Annotated in this window: 21 protein-coding genes; 12 read left to right on the forward strand and 9 right to left on the reverse strand. The window is 52.1% G+C overall.

The genetic code is table 11. The features are described 5' to 3' along the window. Positions 1–44: 44 nt before the first annotated feature. The 3 genes from fabG to eutC are packed head-to-tail and all read left to right on the forward strand — an operon-like array spanning position 45 to position 3,110. Complete coding sequence (fabG, locus tag ARC85_RS16135) at positions 45–818, forward strand: 3-oxoacyl-ACP reductase FabG (protein WP_286715447.1); 774 nt, start codon at positions 45–47, stop codon at positions 816–818. Between the two features lie 28 nt (positions 819–846). Then, a complete protein-coding gene (locus ARC85_RS16140) occupies positions 847–2,256 on the forward strand; it encodes an ethanolamine ammonia-lyase subunit EutB (RefSeq protein WP_286715448.1) in 1,410 nt (469 codons plus the stop codon). After that, positions 2,253–3,110, forward strand: a complete 858-nt coding sequence (gene eutC, locus ARC85_RS16145; protein ID WP_286715451.1) for an ethanolamine ammonia-lyase subunit EutC — start codon at positions 2,253–2,255, stop codon at positions 3,108–3,110. The genes ARC85_RS16140 and eutC overlap by 4 nt, the downstream gene beginning before the upstream one ends. On the opposite strand, the gene ARC85_RS16150 is transcribed toward eutC, so the two are convergent. Genes ARC85_RS16150 through ARC85_RS16180 form a run of 7 tightly spaced genes read right to left on the reverse strand, consistent with a single transcriptional unit; the run spans position 3,107 to position 11,015 of the window. After that, positions 3,107–4,873: an ABC transporter ATP-binding protein gene (locus ARC85_RS16150; protein ID WP_286715484.1), complete on the reverse strand. Its 1,767-nt coding sequence runs from the start codon at positions 4,871–4,873 to the stop codon at positions 3,107–3,109. The two genes, eutC and ARC85_RS16150, sit on opposite strands and share 4 nt — an antisense overlap. Before the next feature lie 14 nt (positions 4,874–4,887). Next, positions 4,888–5,832, reverse strand: coding sequence for an acetamidase/formamidase family protein (locus tag ARC85_RS16155; protein WP_286715454.1), 945 nt, complete (start codon positions 5,830–5,832; stop codon positions 4,888–4,890). Then, on the reverse strand, positions 5,832–7,451 hold the full coding sequence (locus ARC85_RS16160; protein ID WP_286715457.1) for an ABC transporter substrate-binding protein: 1,620 nt from the start codon (positions 7,449–7,451) through the stop codon (positions 5,832–5,834). Before ARC85_RS16160 ends, ARC85_RS16155 begins: the two co-directional genes overlap by 1 nt. Before the next feature lie 48 nt (positions 7,452–7,499). After that, positions 7,500–8,426, reverse strand: a complete 927-nt coding sequence (locus ARC85_RS16165; protein ID WP_286715459.1) for an ABC transporter permease — start codon at positions 8,424–8,426, stop codon at positions 7,500–7,502. Further along, positions 8,426–9,283: an ABC transporter permease gene (locus ARC85_RS16170; protein ID WP_286715462.1), complete on the reverse strand. Its 858-nt coding sequence runs from the start codon at positions 9,281–9,283 to the stop codon at positions 8,426–8,428. The genes ARC85_RS16165 and ARC85_RS16170 overlap by 1 nt, the downstream gene beginning before the upstream one ends. Positions 9,284–9,285: 2 nt before the next feature. Next, entirely contained in the window at positions 9,286–9,876 is a 591-nt protein-coding gene (locus ARC85_RS16175; RefSeq protein WP_286715464.1) for an ANTAR domain-containing response regulator, read from the reverse strand. After that, complete coding sequence (locus tag ARC85_RS16180) at positions 9,873–11,015, reverse strand: transporter substrate-binding protein (protein ID WP_286715466.1); 1,143 nt, start codon at positions 11,013–11,015, stop codon at positions 9,873–9,875. The genes ARC85_RS16175 and ARC85_RS16180 overlap by 4 nt, the downstream gene beginning before the upstream one ends. 588 nt (positions 11,016–11,603) lie before the next feature. Between ARC85_RS16180 and ARC85_RS16185 the strand changes: the two genes are divergently transcribed. The 5 genes from ARC85_RS16185 (at position 11,604) to ARC85_RS16205 (ending at position 15,703) form a co-directional block, all read left to right on the forward strand. After that, positions 11,604–12,251 carry a dimethylsulfonioproprionate lyase family protein gene (locus ARC85_RS16185; RefSeq protein ID WP_286715468.1) on the forward strand — a complete coding sequence of 216 codons (648 nt, stop codon included), beginning with the start codon at positions 11,604–11,606 and terminating at the stop codon, positions 12,249–12,251. Between the two features lie 321 nt (positions 12,252–12,572). Then, positions 12,573–13,574, forward strand: coding sequence for an AraC family transcriptional regulator (locus ARC85_RS16190; protein WP_149600569.1), 1,002 nt, complete (start codon positions 12,573–12,575; stop codon positions 13,572–13,574). A 105-nt stretch (positions 13,575–13,679) separates the two neighbouring features. Next, the gene (locus ARC85_RS16195) at positions 13,680–14,522 is read left to right on the forward strand and encodes an NAD(P)H-binding protein (protein WP_149600570.1); all 843 of its coding nucleotides are present in this window, start codon (positions 13,680–13,682) and stop codon (positions 14,520–14,522) included. Between the two features lie 97 nt (positions 14,523–14,619). Then, positions 14,620–15,033 carry a hypothetical protein gene (locus tag ARC85_RS16200; RefSeq protein WP_286715470.1) on the forward strand — a complete coding sequence of 138 codons (414 nt, stop codon included), beginning with the start codon at positions 14,620–14,622 and terminating at the stop codon, positions 15,031–15,033. A gap of 100 nt (positions 15,034–15,133) precedes the next feature. Then, positions 15,134–15,703, forward strand: a complete 570-nt coding sequence (locus ARC85_RS16205; RefSeq protein WP_149600572.1) for a pyridoxamine 5'-phosphate oxidase family protein — start codon at positions 15,134–15,136, stop codon at positions 15,701–15,703. A gap of 7 nt (positions 15,704–15,710) precedes the next feature. Here ARC85_RS16205 and ARC85_RS16210 read toward each other — a convergent pair whose 3' ends face one another. Beyond that, positions 15,711–16,175: a MarR family winged helix-turn-helix transcriptional regulator gene (locus ARC85_RS16210; RefSeq protein ID WP_149600573.1), complete on the reverse strand. Its 465-nt coding sequence runs from the start codon at positions 16,173–16,175 to the stop codon at positions 15,711–15,713. A 183-nt stretch (positions 16,176–16,358) separates the two neighbouring features. On the opposite strand from ARC85_RS16210, the gene ARC85_RS16215 reads away from it, so the two are divergent. Next, entirely contained in the window at positions 16,359–17,339 is a 981-nt protein-coding gene (locus ARC85_RS16215; RefSeq protein WP_149600574.1) for a LysR family transcriptional regulator, read from the forward strand. Positions 17,340–17,414: 75 nt separating this feature from the next. After that, on the forward strand, positions 17,415–17,585 hold the full coding sequence (locus ARC85_RS16220; RefSeq protein WP_188093624.1) for a hypothetical protein: 171 nt from the start codon (positions 17,415–17,417) through the stop codon (positions 17,583–17,585). A 65-nt stretch (positions 17,586–17,650) separates the two neighbouring features. Here the strand turns inward: ARC85_RS16220 and ARC85_RS16225 are convergent, their stop codons facing one another. Further along, positions 17,651–18,520 carry an AraC family transcriptional regulator gene (locus tag ARC85_RS16225; RefSeq protein ID WP_149600575.1) on the reverse strand — a complete coding sequence of 290 codons (870 nt, stop codon included), beginning with the start codon at positions 18,518–18,520 and terminating at the stop codon, positions 17,651–17,653. A gap of 110 nt (positions 18,521–18,630) precedes the next feature. Between ARC85_RS16225 and ARC85_RS16230 the strand changes: the two genes are divergently transcribed. Together ARC85_RS16230 and ARC85_RS16235 are read left to right on the forward strand one after the other, a co-directional pair. Next, positions 18,631–19,101, forward strand: a complete 471-nt coding sequence (locus ARC85_RS16230; protein WP_014421588.1) for a YHS domain-containing (seleno)protein — start codon at positions 18,631–18,633, stop codon at positions 19,099–19,101. Between the two features lie 84 nt (positions 19,102–19,185). Beyond that, positions 19,186–19,470 carry a BufA1 family periplasmic bufferin-type metallophore gene (locus ARC85_RS16235; RefSeq protein WP_149600576.1) on the forward strand — a complete coding sequence of 95 codons (285 nt, stop codon included), beginning with the start codon at positions 19,186–19,188 and terminating at the stop codon, positions 19,468–19,470. Positions 19,471–19,474: the final 4 nt, after the last annotated feature.

Here is a 19,474-nt window from a genome sequence, read left to right on the forward strand (position 1 = left end):
TATGCCTTCTCATGAACAGGCAATTGAAATAAGAGGGACGAAATATGATTACATCGCTTGAAGGACTCTCGGTCATGGTGACCGGAGCAAGCAAGGGTATTGGAAAAGGTATAGCCTCGGGCTTTGCATCAGCAGGTGCAAAGGTTCTCGTGGTTGCTAGAAGTGAGGCGTCAGCTGCAACCGCGGTTGAAGAGATCGTGTCGGCCGGGGGGACAGCGAACCATTATTGTGCGGATGTTAGCAGTCGTAAAGACATGGAGGCCGCAGTTGCCCGTTGTGTTGAGTTGTACGGTGGACTAGATGTGTTATGTGCGAATGCAGGCATTTTCCCGTCTGCCGACCTTGAGTCCATGACGGACGACCAGTGGGACGAGGTCATGAACACCAATCTGAAAGGCACGTTCGTCAGCGTGCAGACGTGTCTACCTGAATTAAAGAAGAGTCAGGCAGGGCGGGTTGTGGTTACATCCTCCATCACTGGGCCTATCACAGGATTTCCCGGTTGGTCGCATTACGGCGCCAGCAAGTCCGCCCAACTAGGATTCATTCGCACAGCGGCCATCGAGCTGGGTAAATATCAGATCACGATAAATGCCGTAATGCCGGGAAACATCATTACTGAAGGCCTCGAAGATATGGGGCAGGAATATCTGGATCAGATGGCAGCCTCAATCCCACTCAAAAAGCTGGGTAGTACCGAGGATATTGCTAATGCCGCCATGTTTCTCGCTTCACGCGAAGCGGGCTATGTGACCGGGCAGACAATTGTTGTTGACGGTGGTCAGGTTCTGCCTGAGTCCCTGGAGGCCATGGAATAGAGCAGGGAGCAAATCCCTCGGAGGAAGAATGAGTGGGTATGCACAGTTGGCTGGCGGTGAGCGTTGGCATTTTCAAGACCTGAAATGCCTTCTCGCAGCGGCAACTCCGCTCCGATCTGGAGATGTACTGGCGGGTGTTGCTGCATGCTCTGATACGGAGCGGGTTGCGGCGCAGATGGCTCTTGCCGATCTGCCTTTAAAGGCGTTCCTGAATGAAGCGGTAATACCCTATGAGTCCGATGAGGTCTCAAGGTTAATTCTCGACAACCACGATGCCTCGGCTTTCGCCTTGGTCAGCCATCTGACAGTAGGTGACTTCAGAAACTGGCTGTTGAGTGACGAGTGCACTGAGGAAAACCTAAAGACGATATCGGCGGGACTCACGCCCGAAATGGCCGCGGCAGTGTCGAAAATTATGCGTCTTCAGGATCTGGTGCTTGTGTCGCAGAAGATCCGAATCAAAACGGCGTTCCGCAATACCATGGGACTCAAGGGCAGGATGTCGACAAGGCTGCAACCGAATAGTCCAACGGATAGCGTTTCAGCCATCGCCGCGAGCGTTCTGGATGGACTAATGTACGGTAACGGGGATGCAATGATAGGAATTAATCCGGCGACGGATAGCCTATCGGCCATCGGCGAACTGTTAGAAATGTTGGATTCTGTGGTTGGTAATTACAGTATTCCTACTCAGACGTGTGTCCTGACGCATATCACTTCCACTATTGAATTGATTAACCGGGGCAAGCCTGTAGACCTTGTCTTCCAGTCTATCGCCGGGACCGAAGCGGCCAATCGTAGTTTCGGTGTTTCGCTGTCATTGTTGGAGGAAGGGCGTGAGGCGGCGATGGGCCTCAAGCGCGGAACGGTCGGCAACAATGTTATGTACTTCGAGACCGGGCAGGGAAGTGCTCTTTCGGCTGGAGCTCACCATGGTTTAGATCAGCAAACCTGTGAAGCAAGAGCATACGCGGTAGCCCGGCACTATGATCCATTCTTGGTTAATACCGTTGTTGGATTTATAGGGCCTGAATATCTCTATGACGGTAAGCAAATTATTCGGGCCGGCCTGGAGGATCATTTCTGCGGGAAACTGTTAGGTGTGCCAATGGGTTGCGATATCTGCTACACCAACCATGCCGAAGCGGACCAAGACGATATGGACACCTTGTTAACACTCCTTGGGACCTCTGGGGTCAATTTTATAATGGGTATCCCAGGCGCCGACGATATCATGTTGAATTACCAAAGCACCTCCTTTCACGATGCACTCTATGTCAGGAAAGTACTTGGATTGCGTCCGGCACCTGAGTTTGAGCGCTGGCTAAAGGACATGGGAATTATGCAAATGGACGGTGGAGCTTTGACTACTAGTCAGAGTCTCCCGGCTCCCTTTTCCAGAGCAGTTTTGGCCGCGACGGCGGAGGCGGGCCAATGAACAGAGATCATCGTTTTCTATCTGGAGGTGTAACAGCTGATCCGTGGGATAATTTGAAACGGTTGACGGCAGCGCGTGTGGCGTTAGGCCGGGCGGGAACAAGTCTGCCGACATCAGCTCATCTGGAATTCCAGCTGGCCCATGCCGGAGCCCGGGATGCCGTGCACTCTGGCCTAGACGCCGATCGCTTGGCCGATCAGATACGGGACAAGGGCCTGAGCTGCTTTGTCGGCAACAGTGCTGCTGTCGGTCGTGAGGAATACCTTCAGCGCCCTGATCTTGGGAGGAAGTTGGATGAGGCAACTAAAAAGTCTTTAAGCGATTGGCACCAGGAAGAGGGGGCTCCTGAGTTCGATCTTTCAATTGTTATTGCTGATGGACTATCTGCTAGAGCAGTGCGTGACCACAGCTTACCGATGCTTGCTAACTTAATAACGTTGGCTGAAAAGGAGAACTGGAGTCTATCGCCGGTTGTCATAATTCGCCAAGGGAGGGTCGCAATTGGAGACGAGATAGGAAGCCAGTTGGCTGCCCGTATGGTCGTCTTAATGATCGGAGAAAGGCCGGGGTTGAGTTCTCCTGATAGCCTTGGCGTCTACTTTACCTTCGAACCTAAGCCTGGTTTGCGGGATGATTCTCGAAACTGCATTTCAAATATTCGTCCAGAAGGTCTTAGTCATGCTTTAGCCAGCCATAAGTTGACTGGTCTGCTTCGGGGTGCGAACGAGCGGAGGCTATCCGGGGTCCAACTCAAAGACGATTCAGAACTTGTAGCTGTAGATTCAGGCATCGCGGACATTGGCAATTTCCTCGCTCTTGCCGATATCCGCGAAAGTGACGCTTCGGAATCTTAAGCCTCTAGAGCCACCCAGTGGCCTTGGTTAATTTCGCCGTACTGACTTGGTTTAGATTGGTAACCTTTGGGCTTAATCGGATCTGGGGCTTTACTGTCTTCAAGGAGAGCCCGAAAGTCTCTCTTGCTGTCCAAGGCAGGAATCGGGACTGCAGAAAGTAAGCGCTGTGTGTAAGGGTGCTGTGGATTGTGCAGGACTTGATCCCTCGAACCAATTTCAACGATTCTTCCACCAAACATAACTGCGACTCGATGGCATAAGCGCTCAATCACGGCCATATCGTGGGAAATGAACAAGTAGCTCAGATTGTACTGGCTCTGCAGATCTTCCATAAGGTCAAGGACCTGTGCCTGCACAGACACATCCAATGCCGAGACCGGCTCGTCCGCAACGATGATTTTCGGGTTCAGTGCCAAAGCCCTGGCTATGCAAATTCGTTGGCGCTGGCCACCTGAAAACTGATGTGGATAGCGTGTCATAGCATCTGCTTCCGGTAATCCAACCTGCGCCAACAACTGGGCTACACGTTCCTTACGTTCCTCAGCATTTCCACGTCCATGAATGAGAAGGGGTTCTCCTACTAGTTCGGCAATGGTCTTTCTTGGATTGAGGGCGGCGAAGGGGTCTTGAAAGACCATTTGAATATCTTGCCGAATCTCTTTCAAAGCGCTTCCTTTTAAGCCCTTGATGTCTTTTCCCAGAACCTTAATCGAGCCTTCAAAATTGAGCATGCTCATAAGCGCGCGTCCGGTTGTCGATTTTCCGCAACCGCTTTCTCCAACCAAACCAAGGGTTTCGCCCTCGTGAAGTACAAAGTTAACGTGATCGACAGCGTGTACTTCCCTCGGTGGCTCGAACAAGGAATTCTTCCGCATTGGATAGCGGACACTCAGGTTTTCCACTTCAAGTACCGGCGGGCGTTCCGGCCTCTCCGATAGTGGCGGTGCTGTCCCCAGTCGAGGTACGGCGGCTAGAAGCTGCCTGGTATAGGCTGCAGCTGGATTGGAAAAGAGGGTTCGGATTGGAGCTGTTTCTTCCACAACACCGCGATTCATCACGACAACGTTGTCCGCCATTTCAGCAACTACGCCCATGTCATGGGTAATCATCAGTACGCCTGTTTGATACTCTTTCTGAAGCTCTCGAATCAATTCCAGTATCTGGGCCTGGATAGTAACATCCAGGGCTGTGGTCGGTTCATCGGCGATTAGAATCTGTGGGCTGCAGAGCATCGCCATCGCTATCATAACTCTTTGACGTAACCCGCCGGAAAGCTCATGCGGGTATTGGCGCAGACGCTCGGAGACTTTGGGTATCCGAACGGCGTCGAGCATAGAGCGGATCTGTTGCCATGCTGCATCACCTGATGCGATCCGATGGCGCTTGAGGGTCTCCATCATCTGATCTCCAATGCGCATGATTGGATTCAAAGATGTCATTGGCTCTTGAAAAATCATTCCAATCTGTTTGGCCCGGATGTTTTGCATTTCGGGTTCAGACTTGCTGAGTAACTCTTCATTATGAAAAAGAATGGCACCACTCGGAGTGCGGGCCATTTTGGGCAAAAGCCCCATGATCGCGAGTGCTGATAACGATTTACCGCTACCAGACTCTCCTGCAATACAAAGTGTTTCTGACCTGTTCAGATTAAAATTAAGGTCGTCAACGACTCGCTTACATGACTGACCCTGACCAAACTCAATGCTCAGGTTTTCAACCGATAAAAGCGATTTCCCGGCTTGTGCCGAATCAGGGACAGTCATACTCACGTCATCTCCTAGTTAAAAACGACTTTGGGAACATAGAAAGACACGACACAGTTAGGCATGTCGACAATTTCACTGATGCGCAGGTCTCCACACACGGAACACAGCATGTAAGCTTGCTCGACTGGCATGCCGTGCTCGCGAGCAACCCACTCAACGGCCCCGCTAACAGCATCTCGCGCCGCTTGCATAAGGTCTGGGCCCACGCCCGTGAAGACTTCGTAGCCCGCTTGGTCGAGGTGCCGAGTTACTGGACCTGCCGTAGTAAATCGTGGCATCGCAAGCGGGGTATCTTTGATCAGATCCAAAGTGACGGTAATGTCCATGGCACTCTCAATTGCAGTGCCACAAATCTCTCCGTCCCCTTGGGCCGCGTGAGTATCTCCGATAGACAGCAGAGCACCCGCAACCTCCACTGGCAGGTACAGAGTAGAACCAGCGTTCAGATCGCGGATATCCAGATTACCTCCGACCCGGCGTGGCGGAACCACGGAATGTAAGCCCGGTTCTGCCAATGCCAAACCGATCGTTCCGGCAAATGGTTTGAGGGGTACCCTGGCGTATTTGCCGAACATTGCCGGCGCCATGCTTGATGTATCGTAATTCCAGAGAGCCAGTGCTGGATCTTTGAACTGGTCTGTGAGCAAGCCGAACCCGGGAATATTGGCTGTCCAGCCAAATCCTGAGGGCCGAAAGCTGTCGATGGTAATTTTCAGGATGTCACCAGGTTCCGCGCCCTCGACATAGACAGGCCCAGTGACAGGGTTGATTTTGTCAAAGGGCATGTCACGAACCGATTCCACAGTCGAATCGGAAGTGAAGTACCCATTGCCAGAGTCTTTGCACTCAAGTTCCAGCGTGGTTCCTGGCGCTACTCGTGCAACGGGCTCAATGCTGTTATCCCATCCATGATGGTGGTGACCATGGATGGTTTTTACCAGGCTGTTCTCACACATTACTTCACCCAGATATAGTCGTAGTTGACAGGGACGTGCACAGGATCGACGTAGAGCGCATCTTCACCGCCCATTCTCTTGGAGTGCACGGTGACCCGTTGCTCGTTAAAAATTGGAACCCAAGGAGCATCCGCCATTGCTTGAGTAAATACTTCACCCCACAGCTCAGTTCTAGCCTCTTGTTGCTCTGCAGCGGCCATAGCATCTGCCTTGGCACCTTTAGCATCGAGTTCTTCGTTGCAATACCAAGCCCAATTCCAGCCTCCTGGAACTGCGCCGTCACACCCAAGGATCGGTCCCCAGAAGTTTGAAGGATCGGGGAAGTCAGCAATCCACGCCATGCCACCGGACCAAACCATTGGAGCCTGATCCTGAACGCCTCCAGCTGCTATAACATTGGCTTGTGCTAGCGATTTGATATTCGCCGTAATGCCGATATTCGCCAGATCCTGCTGCATAGCTTGGGCAATTCGCGGCTGAGGATCGGTGTTCATAACGAACAATTCTGTTTCAAAACCGTCCGCGAAGCCTGCCTCTGCCAGCAAGGCCTTCGCGCCTTCAGGATCAAATTTATACCCTTCGTAATCCGAGTCGTAACCAGGCATCGCTGGCGGTAAGGGCTGATTCGCAGGTGTTGCCCGGCCGTTGATGATGCGTACGATGCGGTCTTTGTTGATCGCCATATTGATCGCTTTACGCACTTTTAGGTTGTCCAGCGGAGGCATCGTGACATTTAGCGTCAGGTATCCTGTGTGTAGCTGGTCGCCTGTGACCATTAGATCCTGGAATCGCGGATCATTTTTAAACTGAAGGTATTTCGCTGGGGGAATCCCGTCGCCCGCGATGTCCACTTCGTCCCGTTCCAGGCGCTGCAACGCCACCAACGGTTCTTGGCCGACTTCGAAGGTGATGGTGTCGATGTAAGGAACGCCCGAGCGGAAATACTCTGGATTCTTCTCGAATACGAGCTTTTGTCCAAGAGTCCAGTCTGTGAGCTCGTAAGCTCCAGTGCCAACCGGATTCTTACCAAAATCTTCACCGTATTTTTCGACCTCTTCCTTGGGCACGATAGACGCAAAGTTCAGTCCCATTACGTGCAGGAAGGTCGCATTTGGAGCAGTCAGCTCAATCGATACGGTGTAGTCGTCAACGACTTTGACACCTTCCAATTCAGTGGTCTCCCCTTTGGAAACCGCTTCATAGCCAACGATTGGAGAAAAGAAACCGGCGCCAGGACTTTTTGTATTTGGGTTGGAGGTTCGCTCCAAAGAATACTTAACATCGGCCGCTTTCATTTCGCGGCCATTATGGAATTTAACCCCTGGGCGTAATTTGAAGGTATAGGTCTTCCCATCTTCAGACAGCGTGTAGCTCTCGGCGAGGTCTAACCTGAGTTCGGTGGTTCCTGGATCGTAGTCCATCAGGCCGTCAAACAGACTTTTTATCATGGACCAGTTTTGCCAATCGTAACCGATAGCTGGGTCAAGAGTTGCGACGTCATTTTGATAGGTCACAATGATATCGCCGCCGCTCTTCGGTTCAGCAGCCTGAACAGAGGCGGCAAACATGAGTGATGCGATAGTACTCGTGAAGAGGCTTTTACGAGTTTTCAAGGTCATAGTACGTGCTCCGTTGATTATCATTTTGCTTCTTTGAGGTTAGTGCTCTTACGACTTCTCCAGGTTGATCCGAGGATCGACTAAGGGAACCAGTAAATCGGCAATAAGGTTTGCAAGGACAATGACGACTGCCGATACCATAGTGACTCCGACAATGACGGGGATATCGACGCGTTGAATGGCTTGCCAAGCGAGCTGTCCAAGCCCCGGCCAGCCAAATACAGACTCGACGACTACCAAGCCACCGATGAAGATGCCGATGTCGATACCTACCATCGGAATCACTGGGATAATTGCGTTGGGAAGAACATGGCGGAAAATGACACGCATCCTTGTCAGACCCTTGGAGTGGGCCGTCCTAATGAAGTCTTGCTGTAAGACCTCAATCATCGACGAGCGAACCATCCGTGAGTACCAGCCACTGCCAAGCAGGCCGAGTGTGATGGCGGGCAAAAGAATATGGTGCGTCGTGCCATAACCGCCGAGTGGGAACCACTCCAGGTGGACGGCAAACAAGTAAAGAAACAGCATGGATGCGATGAAATGGGGTGACGAAACTCCCACGAACGAGAACGCCATTAAGCCTCTATCCAGAGCCGTATTCCGTTTCAACGCCGCCAAGACGCCAAGGCTGATGCCAATCAGCAGCTCAAACCCAATACCCCAGACCAAGAGTTGCGAACTGGCAGAAAGTCGTGACCCGATCAATGCGGAGACTTCTGTCCGTTGAATGTAAGACCTGCCAAGGTCCCCCTGAACCAGGTTCATCAGGTATTGGAAATACTGCTGGTAGAAGGGTAGATCCAAACCTAATTGTGCTCGGATATTGGCTACCGTTTCTGGCGTGGCGCTTCGTCCCGCCAACTGCCGCGCTGGATCCGCCGGGATCAGGTAAAGGAGCAGATAAGTAATGAACGATACCCCCAGTAATATCAGAACGGCGTAGGCCAGACGTCGGAGAATATAAATAGTCATTAGTCTCTCCCTTTCAGAGATGGATCCAGCTCATCGCGCAAGGCATCACCGACGAGGTTGAAACTGAGCGAAAGCAGGACAATCAGTGTTCCCGGGAAGAGCACCAGCCAAACAGCAGAGGTGAAATAGGTCTGACTCTCGAAAATGATGTTGCCCCAGCTTGGCGTGGGCGGCTGAACACCAACACCAAGAAACGAGAGTGTGGCTTCCAACAACACCGTGGTGGAAATTCCTAATGTGGCCCAAACCATGATTGTGGGCAGCAAGTGAGGGAGTAAGTGAGAGAAGAGGATGCGGCGAGTGCTGGCGCCCAAAGTCCTTTCCACTGCTATGAACTCTCGGGATGAGATGGCAATGGTTTCGGAATAGATGACCCTGGCCACTTGCACCCAGTTAACCATGGCGATGACCAAAGCTACTATCCATAGGCTTGGTTCAAGGATGGCTGCCAGAGCGATTGCCAAGAGAAGCGCGGGAAATGCCATCATCAGGTCGGTCATACGCATTAAAACGTTCCCGACCCAGCCTCTAAGAAAACCGGCGGTAACCCCGACTAAGGTGCCAATGAGGATTGCGATGCCATTGGCGACAATGCCGATGATAAGCGAGGTCTGTGCTCCATAAATCAACCGGGATAAGAGGTCCCGCCCCAGCAGGTCTGTACCCAGTAAAAAGGTACTGTTTGGAGGAAGGGGAGCGCCTTCCATAGTCAGCCCCTCGAAGAACTGTTTGTTGGGATCGTAAGGGGCAATCCAGGATGCAAAGAGTGATGCTAGGACTACGGAGACAATGACAAAAAGCGAAAAAGCGACTGATTTATGCCGACAGAGTTTTTTGATCAATTGGAAAGCAGACATGGTTAGTTCCTGATCCCAATGGTAGGTTCAATCTGCTCGATATCACTGCAGATCGCTTCGATACTGATGTTGAGTTCCATTGATAAGGTACGAATGCGGTCGAAGGCGTCGTGCTCATCAATTTTTAGATCTGTCATTAGCCTTGCGACCGCTTTGGCGATTTGGGGGCGAGCCTGTATTTGGAGGGATTGGCGCGAGTTTTCAGCCTTCAAAGCGTTTATTTGTTCTCTTAAATTACTGGCCATCATCAGCGTGGTGTACACGGAGCTCTGAGTTAGCGGCCGATTTAGCATGGCGGTTGCGCCCACCCGAATTGCGCTCTGGATTTGTGACAGTGTTTCGTGGCGCGAAAGTGCGATTATGGGTAACCCCTGATTACGGGCCTGGTTCAAAATTTCCTGGCTTTGCAACTCATCAATTTCAACAATTACAGCGAGGATGCTCTCGTCGAGATTCTGAGCAGCTGAATCTGCAGAGAGCGCTTCCATTCCAAGACGCCGGATGCTTTTGGTGAGCATTTGCTGGGTCCGGTCGTCGCAATCAATTAGCAATAGCTTTCGGCGGCCGGGAAAAGACTGATTGTATTCTGTCATTTGACTACCCTCAGAAAGTGGCCTTGGGTACTCCGTGCTGCAAGGTTCCGAAACACGTCGAAGTTGCTTTGAACCAGGTATGGATCTGCGGCTATCGATCCGCTTTCAATGTGGACGAGCTCGAATTGGCCTCCCTTAGCCTCGGCGATGTAGCTGGGCAGGCTAAGGTGGTTGTTGTGCTCAGCAATCGTTATCTCGCCCAACAAAGATTGGTATTTCAGTTGATACAGAGCATCAGCAATGGCTTCAGGATCGTCATGTCCGACTTTCTGTCTTGCCGTTGCGAACAGATGCATTGCGATATAGGCGACGGTGTAATAGTGCGAGAAGGGCTGTCTCCCATGTAATGCACTTTGTCTGGCGACAAACGAGGGAGCGACGCATTCAAAAAAAGCACCGCAAGACAGCAATCGAATGGAGTCTGCACCCTGGATGCGCGGCAGTTCGGACTCTGTAAAGTTGCAACTGAGTACAGGGTTGCGAATGCCTTTCTTTGAGCAAGCTGCGCTTAACTGCCGGAGGAAGTGGTATGAGGACTCACCGACCAGGTTGTTCAAAACAAAGCCAGGGTTGTGGCTCATGATGTTTTCGATGAGGGCATCGAAATCCGTGTCACCGAAACGGTAGTATTTTTCTGCAGTAACTTCGCCTGCAGCCGTCTCTACTAGCTCTCGTGCGATGCGGTTACTTTCCCAACCCCAAACGTAATTCGAGCCCACCAAGCATGCCCTAGCGCCAAAATTGGCAATTGCATACTGCATCAAAGGTAAAAGATTTTGATTGGGGCAGCCGCCGAGGTACAGAACACTCTCGCTGCACTCGTAGCCTTCATATGGACAGGAGTACCAGAGCAGGCGATTGGCACGTTCCAGGTCTGGAATGATTTCTTTGCGACTTGCAGACGTTGTTGTCCCGAATATGTGTTTGGCACCGCTTTCCGTGAGGCGCTCAAGGCCCACCGCATACCCCTGAAGCTCGCCATAGGGGTCGTGTTCGGTTGAGGCGATAGTGAACTCGTAAGCCGGATCTTCGTTGATTTCTGTAATTGCGTCTCGAAGTCCCGCCAAAGTGCTGCGCCCCAGATCTTGGTAGGTGCCATGGGACGATACTAGTAATCCAACATTTACAATTGCAGACATCTTCTTATTCCATAAAAAAAGCCTGAACATTCGCGAATTGCGAATGTTCAGGCTTCGATACCCTAGCGCCAATTCCAGCGCTGCTATTTTTGAAGACTTACGGTTTTAACCAGCTTCTTGAACTTGCTAACAATACATGAAAATAGTGTGCCAACTATCTTAATGACCTCTTGCCTAGTTTATTAGCTACATTTCGCGGACTCTCCAGGTTTTGCCTGAGCTTATTAAGTTGTAAATAATTCCCTTTGTTGCTCCATAATCAAGCAGATTGCGCTAGATTGGTGCAACTTTGGTGAGGTCCGAACTAGATGGGGCTTGTCTGGGCAGTTGCAAGAGCAGAGCATAAAATGGCAATTGCCCGGAGGGCTTCCGCCGCTCGTAAGGTTAAGTTGAGGAACTCGCTAATCCGAAAGAGGTCTTTGAGACAGGTCACGCCAACCGCTTATAAAGCATGCAATTCTGCCCACTGAGGTGGCCCCAATCCGTTGGACAATAAGCGTAAGGGTCGAGGAATCCTCGGATACGGATATGTCGCCTCAATTTGAATGTTTACCATATCTTCCAAATTCCTAACTTCAAGGAGAAAGGGTGGGTAAGCTTTCTGATCAAGTCGACTGGCAATATCTGCTGCGTGAGTTCTGGCTACTTTATCGGTTTGGTTCAGCTGGCGGAAACTCGACTATCCGTTCTCATCTCAAGGAGGTGCGTAATCGGCTCAACGCTGAGCTGGAAAAGAACCCCACAGTTGCTTTCGACCAACCCAATAACTTGCCCGTATGCGCCTGGTTCAATCGAGCCATTGATCAGGGTTTAAACGAGCGCACTGCGCCGCTCGCCAGGGCGCTAATGCGTGTTCAGGGAGAACTTACGTGGAGATATGGCTATGAGCGGATGCGTCCCGGTTTGGCACGCAAATACGCGTATGCTGAGTTACTCGGTCCAAACGGCCCAGTGATCAGCGAAAATTTGATTCTGGGGGCGGTGCTGTTCGCGCCAAAATGCACCTACCCCGAACATAGCCATGACGGAATCAGTGAGTCTTATATTTGCATCAGTGGGTCAGTTTCAGACAGCAACTACAGCGTGTTCTCGCCGGGTTCGCTGTTGTTCAATCCCCCGAAAAGGGCGCATCGGATGACAACAGGTGATTTTGAGCCAACCTTGCTTGCATATGCCTGGACCGGAGAGCCTGAAAAGCTGGCGAACCAAAAAATGGACTTTTCGATTAAGAAGTAGTTGGCAGGTTTGGACAGTTTGATTGGCTCGCATGCTGAAGGAATTATTGCTAAACCAGAATGTTCGCTTTGCGACCAGGCCGAGCTTCTCAAACTCCCAAACATAAAGCGAACATTCGAGTCAGGAGTTCTCAGAAGACGATGTTGTGCTGATGATCAGAGACATTGAGCAGTTTTTGGCTCAATACTTACTTGCCTCTTGTCTCTTTTCTATTCTGTCGGCATGGGGCCCTACGCTAATTTGCCGGTCTGGCAAATCGCGACTACTTCGTCATTTCTGAGAAGTTGCGTAACCAGCCAACTATAGACTATCTATTTTGCCATGGCTCAAATAACGTCACTGTATGTCTATAAGGTCGTCAGTCAGGCAAGTCCGGGCGTCGAAACGCGGGACTTGATACGCAAACTTGGCCTACCCGTGGACGGCCCCATCGATCCGACAAAGATGGTGTCTTCACCGGAGTACTATGATTTCTTTGCGGCTTTGGTTGATCGAGATCCCAAGGGCCTCTCATTACCGTTGAGAATCGGCGCCTCGATGCGAAGCGACGAGTACGGCGCTTTCGGTCTGGCATGGAAATCCGCGCCGACCTTGCGTGGCTCATTCACAAGGGCAGAGCGGTACGGGCATGTTCTGGGCAGTGCAGAAACCTATTCGCTTGAGGACACGGCACAGGGGACATTCTTTAACCTTGAAAAAGCCGGGGATGGTTCCACGGGCATGCTGCTCTCCAACGAGGCCAGCATGTCGGCGGTGCATACCATCATCAAGGAAGTCAGCTCCTCAGATTTCATTCCTTTGGCCATCTACTTCAAGCATGCGCCGAGAGGCGATACCAGAGTGTACGAGAATTATTTCGGTTGCCCGGTCCATTTCGAGACGGGACGAGATGCGGTGCTTGTAAGAAAAGAAAGCATCGAAACCCCCAACAGACTGGGCGATGAATCCATCGCCCAGTTCTTTGACCGCCATCTTGAACAGCAACTGAATTCGCTTAAGGGCGACATCTACCTGCAACAGCAAGTTCGGCGTGCTGTCGCCAACGTGCTTAGTGAGGGAGTACCGAAGCTGTCACGGATTGCGTCCGAACTGAATATGGGCGCACGGACATTGCAAAGAAGGTTGTCGGAGCAGGGGTATTCCTTTCAAAACGTTGTCGACATGGCGCAAAAGGATCTCGCACAGAGACTTCTTCGTGAGACAGACTACAGCCTTGCCGAAGTCGCCTTCCTGACGGGGTTTGCCGAGCAGAGCGGGTTCACGCGGGCTTTCAAGCGTTGGGCAGGGCAGACTCCACGATCCTATCGGCTTTTGACCCGTTAAGTTTGAAGTTGGCGCCGTCTGCACAAACTCTGGCATGCCGAGGCAATAACAAGCGACGCGGTTTCACGAAAATGGACTTGCACTTAAATCAAAAGTAGCAAGTCAATGAAACCATCCAACCAGGCACATCAGACAATTCTCGTCTTGGGCGGTACCGGCAAAACCGGTAAACGCATCGTCGGTCAGCTGAAAGACAGCGGTTATGAGGTTCGAGTTGGATCCCGCTCAGCCATCCCATCGTTTGATTGGGACAACGAGAAAAGCTGGGACCCTTGCCTCACTGGCGTCACTTCAGCCTATATCACCTACTCGCCAGACCTGGCCATGCCAGGCGCAACCGACGCTATCCAGGCGTTTGTGAGCCTGGCCAAACGACGAGGAGTGAAGCGGCTCGTCCTGCTATCCGGCCGTGGCGAAGCCGAGGCACAAGCCTGCGAAGACATTGTTCAGGAGTCCGGACTGGAATGGACCATCGTCCGCGCAAGCTGGTTCAACCAGAACTTTTCTGAAGGCGCATTCATCGACATGGTTCTGAATGGCGCGATCACACTGCCAGCGGGCGATCAGGTCGAGCCTTTCGTGGATGTGGATGACATTGCAGATGTGGCTGTTGCTGCTCTGACTCAGGACCACCACAACGGCCATATCTATGAGGTGACGGGACCAAGATTGATGACTTTCGCGGACGTGGCCAAAGACCTTTCCCGCGCGACCGGCCGTGAGATTTCGTTCATCGACGTACCTCACGACGGCTTTATCGCCGAGATGGAGAACGCTGGAGCGCCAAAGGATGTGGTCTGGATGCTGGATTATCTGTTCGCAACGGTTCTAGATGGCCGCAACGCCCAATTGACCGACGGCGTTCAACAGGCACTTGGCCGACCACCGAAAGACTTCGCTGTGTATGCCGAGGAAGTGGCAGAGACCGGTGTTTGGCAAGGGCGGTAACGGGCTGCGCCAGGGTAAACATACAGGTTTGGCAGCAGTATTCAGCAGTAGTCAAACCTTATGCTCTCCCAATATTACCTTACAGAGAACATAAAAAATGCTTGATAAGATACTGTTAAATATATCAATCGCTCTCTACGCAATTGCTGTTCCGTATTTGGGAATCAACGACACCCACGTCTTTAACCCAGACTGGGTAGCCCACGCAAGATTGCACGAAGTGTGGCAGTTGATCACCAACTCTTCCCTGGGTGCGATTGCCCTGTGGCTTACCTGGATGTCTGCGGATGGCCGGGGGAAAGCCAGTGTAATTGCGCTCTTGATCACCGGCGGTTTCCTCGCAGCCTATGCCTTACAGGGGGCCTACGGCGGATCAATGGTGCATCCGGATGGCACTGAAAAGACGTTGTTTGGCGTCAATGTCGGCGTGATTGGGTTCGGCTGGGTATTTCTGAGCTCCATTTTTACGCTCGTTAGAGCAGGGCGCCAGGAAGCGACAGAGAAAAATTGAAGCTGTTTAAATATAGTGGCGACGCGATGTAACACTTGAACCGGCTGGGTTACTGATAGGTAACGGGGACACAGACCTTAAAGACCTTCAGGAGCCCAGCATGGCCCACAAGTTTGCGGAAATCGCTTTTACCCGGACCGTTAAGCAGGTTCAGGAGGACATGGGTAGCCGGTCGGGTTACGCATCCATAGAGACCGGCCCCGACCGAAACCATCTGCTCAGGGAGCGGGAGCGCACCTTCATTGAAGCTCGTGACAGTTTCTATATTGCCAGCGTCAGTGAGACAGGCTGGCCTTACATCCAGCATCGGGGTGGGCCGGCCGGGTTTTTGAAGGTAATAGACCAGTCGACCATCGGTTTCGCTGATTACTCGGGCAACCGTCAGTACGTCACAACGGGAAACGTCCTGAACAATGATCGCGTGGCGCTGTTCCTGATGGACTATCCGAACCGTAGGAGGCTAAAACTGCTTGGCCGGATGGCGCTTGTGGGTTCCGACCAGCCGTCGATTCTGGACGATCTGAAGGACGATAGTTATGACGCGAAGGTAGAGAAGGGCATGCTCATTCATGTCGAAGCCTTCGACTGGAATTGTCCGCAACACATAACCCCTCGCTACAATCAGGCAGAGGTCGAAGCCCTGCTCGAGTCGATGCGAGACGGCGGCTGAACCGATATCACAGGGTAGACTGAAGCTTGCCGCTGTAGCGCCGGAGTTTGCCTACGGTTTCTGACCAGTCATCTGCCCCTACCATATCGGTAAACTCACCGTGAGCTTCTTCCCATCTTACCAATGCCTGCTGATATATTTCCTCGCCTTCCGGCGTCAGAGCCAGGCCTAGCGAACGCTTATGGCCCGTTGGCTGAGACTGAAGCAAGCCCTTGGCAATCAGTTTTTCAACCGTTCGCTGAAGCGATGTCCGCTCCATTCCGAGTAACTCAGCCAGCTCGTTGATGGAGTTTGGTGGTGACAGTTTGATGGCATTCAGAATTGAGAACTGGGTAATCCTGAGACCGGTATCGGAAAGGTGATGGTTGTAGTGCCGGGTTACCAGCCGGGAAAAAACGCGGGAGTAAAGAGCCGCGCAGGTTCTGGCAACATCAAGCGGCGTTGTTTCCTGATCAACAGACTGCTCAGACATGTTGGGCTCCTGCTAATGAAGTGTATATGCATGATCGTAGGTTGCAGTGCGTGCATTGTCCAGACAATCAGGTAAACGGAATGGCTGCAATTCTGGGGTAGTTTCAGTAACAGATAGGCCCGCTGGACGTCTGTGCAGTAAAGATCACTCTATAACGACCTCATCAAACACGAGGGAGGCACCATGAAAAACCAGGAACTCAACCTGTTACACGTGTTCAGCGCCATCATGACGGAAGGCTCAATCACACGAGCGGCGGACCGACTCGGTATGACCCAGCCAGCGGTTTCGAACGTTGTTTCCCGAATGCGGACGGCCTGGAAAGATCCTTTGTTTGTGAAGCGGGGGCGGCAGGTAGAACCGACTTCGTATGCGCAAAGCCTTTGGGACCAGATCCGCAATCCGCTGTACGAACTGTCCAATGCGGTAAATTCTACCCGTTTCACACCCAGTGAATCCCGCAGGACGTTCAGGGTAGCTGTTACCGATCTGATTCTCGAGATGGTCTGGCAACCGCTGGTCTCCGAGCTGCAGAAAAGTGCGCCAGGGATTGATTTGCATGCGGTACCTTTCTCACCCGCCACTGCAGCGAATCATCTGCGCGAAGCAAGTGTTGATTTCGTAATTGGATTCTTCGAGCAGCACGATCACAGTCTCAGAAGCCTGTGGTTGTTCGACACCGGATATGTATTGGCCATGAGAAGTGGCCATGAGCTCAGTGGTCGTCCGGTTGACCTTGATTCATTTCTGAATGCCCAACACCTGCTGGCAACCATGTCTGGTGAGGCTCACGGTGTTGTCGACGATACACTCAACCGGCGTGGCCTGGAGAGACGCGTGGCAGTGACGGTAAACCACTTTTCCGCGGTTCCAAATCTGCTCAGAAACTCCGACCTGGTTGCTACTATCCCCGAAGTTATCACCGGCGACTGCGAATTCTGCGCAGGTATTTCCATTACCAGTCTGCCAATTGAGGTGGAGCCCACCAGCCTGTATCTCGCATGGCACACCCGACACGACCGGGATCCGGGCATTATCTGGATTCGGAGCGTGATCGAGCGGGTCGCAAAAGAGTGTTGGGCAAACGCGATGGCGGCCAGGGCGCTTGATTGCGGTCCGCTAACCGTGATTAAACCCGGCTTGGACAATCGGCCCATTAACTAGAACGCTTGTCCCTTTGTGACGGTGCTCCGGTGGTTACTATTTCTCTCGTAGACATCAACCACTGGAGAAACCAACATGAAAAACATCACTGCCAAAGCCTTGCTTCTTGTTTCCATCGCCCTGATTTCCGCTTCCGCCAGCGCAACCCTGGCGGACCGAAAATCAGACAGCGACGATTACGGCCACTCCGTGAGTAGCCCGTACAGCGGTCAAAAAGTAATCCGCGGCCAGGTTATTCTGAAGTAAAGCGCAATACCAACTAAAAAGGGGCAAGGATTCAGAATCCTTGCCCCTTGTCTGTTTCAGCTCTATCAGGCCACGTTAGCGTTTTCCTCAACTACGTTTTTCTCAGCTTCGGCGGCTGTCGCGTTCAGCTTTTTCCATTCCCTGGGCGTCATGCCCGTATTCTTTTTGAAAGCCCTCGAGAACCCGGAGGCGTCTTCGTAACCAACTTCGAAACAAATAATCGACATGGGCTTGTCTTTGAGGATGAGCTTCTTGGCTGCAGAGATTCGGACATTCTGGACGTATTCGCCAGGTGCCAGGCCGAGCACGTTTTTGAAGTGCTGTATGAAGGTTGAGCGGGACATGGTCGCCACTTCAGCCAGCTTATCAACAGAAAGATCTCCATTCAGATTTCTGTCGATGCAATTCAGCACCTTGCTCAGCTGACGGTCCGCAAGCGCGGATAGCATGCCCTTGGGTGTTTCTCCTTCGGAAACGATATGCCGTAGCACATTCACGAAAATCACCTCAACGAGTCGGTTCATAACCGCGTCCCGCCCCTCCTGGGCTGCTTCGGCCTCCGCGAACAGTACATCTACGAATGAGCCAAGGCCCTGAACCGAAGACAGGGGAAGTACAACGGAAGGGGGCAGCGCCTGGAGGACTGGGTTTCGGGAACCAGTCTGGAACTTGATTGACGCGCATATTATCTCGGCGCCTTCCTTGTTGGCACCGAAAAGCTGATGCGGCTGAGAGCACACTGAGAAAATCATGGTTGGTTCGGTGAGCGTAATCTTCTCCCGATTGCCTTCCATGATGTCGAGCACCCCCGAACGCAGTACATGGATATAACCGGTTCCTTCTTCTTCAAAGGAAGCGAGACCACAAAGCTGACCCCGAAAGAACACGCCGGCGTTTACGTTAAGTTGGTCGAGAATGTAAGAAAGCCTGTCCATAAGCCACTCCAGATAATTGGCATAGAAGTTTGAACGATCGTACTCATTCAGTACCGCTCAAGGCCTTAATGTTTCAGACGTAGTCATCATTCATTCAAAGGAGATACCCAATGACTCGTTTCAACAAACTTCGTGCCTTCGTTGCTGTTGCTGCCATGAGCGCTGCCTCTGTTGCTTTTGCTGCTGATATCGACATGAATGCCGACGCAAATGATGTTGCCATCAGCGGCTACGATCCTGTGGCTTACTTTTCCGATTCAGAAGCCACCAAGGGTTCTGCGGAATACACCGCCACCTACAAGAACGCGATCTACCATTTCTCCAGCGCCGAGAACCGTGATCTGTTCCGTGCCGACCCCAGTGCCTATGCGCCTCAGTACGGTGGTTACTGCGCGTTTGGCGTGACCATGGAGAAAAAATTCGACGTTGATCCCGAAGCCTGGCGGATTGTCGATAACAAGCTGTACCTGAACCTGAACAAAGACGTGCAGAAGCGTTGGCTCACCGATGTGCCCGGTTTCATCGCCAATGCCAACGACATCTGGCCGGAGATCAAAACTGTGGAAGCAGCCGAGCTGTAATTCCCTGCCAATGATATGAGCACGTCCCGGGGTCCTTGGCGTTATTGCTCGGGGACCCTGAAACAAACTGTGAAGGTGATAGATATGAACCAGAAACTTCTTTTCAGCGCAGCACTGGCGGCGGCATTGGCCGGCGCCATGTCCGCGCCCCTGGCTCACGCAGGTGGCAAAGAAAAGTGTTACGGCATTTCGCCTGTAGGTGGTAACGATTGTGCGAACCTTGCCGGAACCCACTCCTGTGCAGGGCAGTCCAAAGTCGCCAACGACCCGGGTGAGTACAAGATTGTCGAGAAAGGCACCTGCGAGGATCTGGGTGGTTTTGACAAGGAAACGGCCCTGAAAATCATTGCTGAGAAAGGCAAAGGTTAAGAGC

The sequence above is a fragment of the Marinobacter sp. tcs-11 genome (genome assembly GCF_002049515.1).
GTDB classification, from domain to species: Bacteria; Pseudomonadota; Gammaproteobacteria; order Pseudomonadales; family Oleiphilaceae; genus Marinobacter; species Marinobacter nauticus.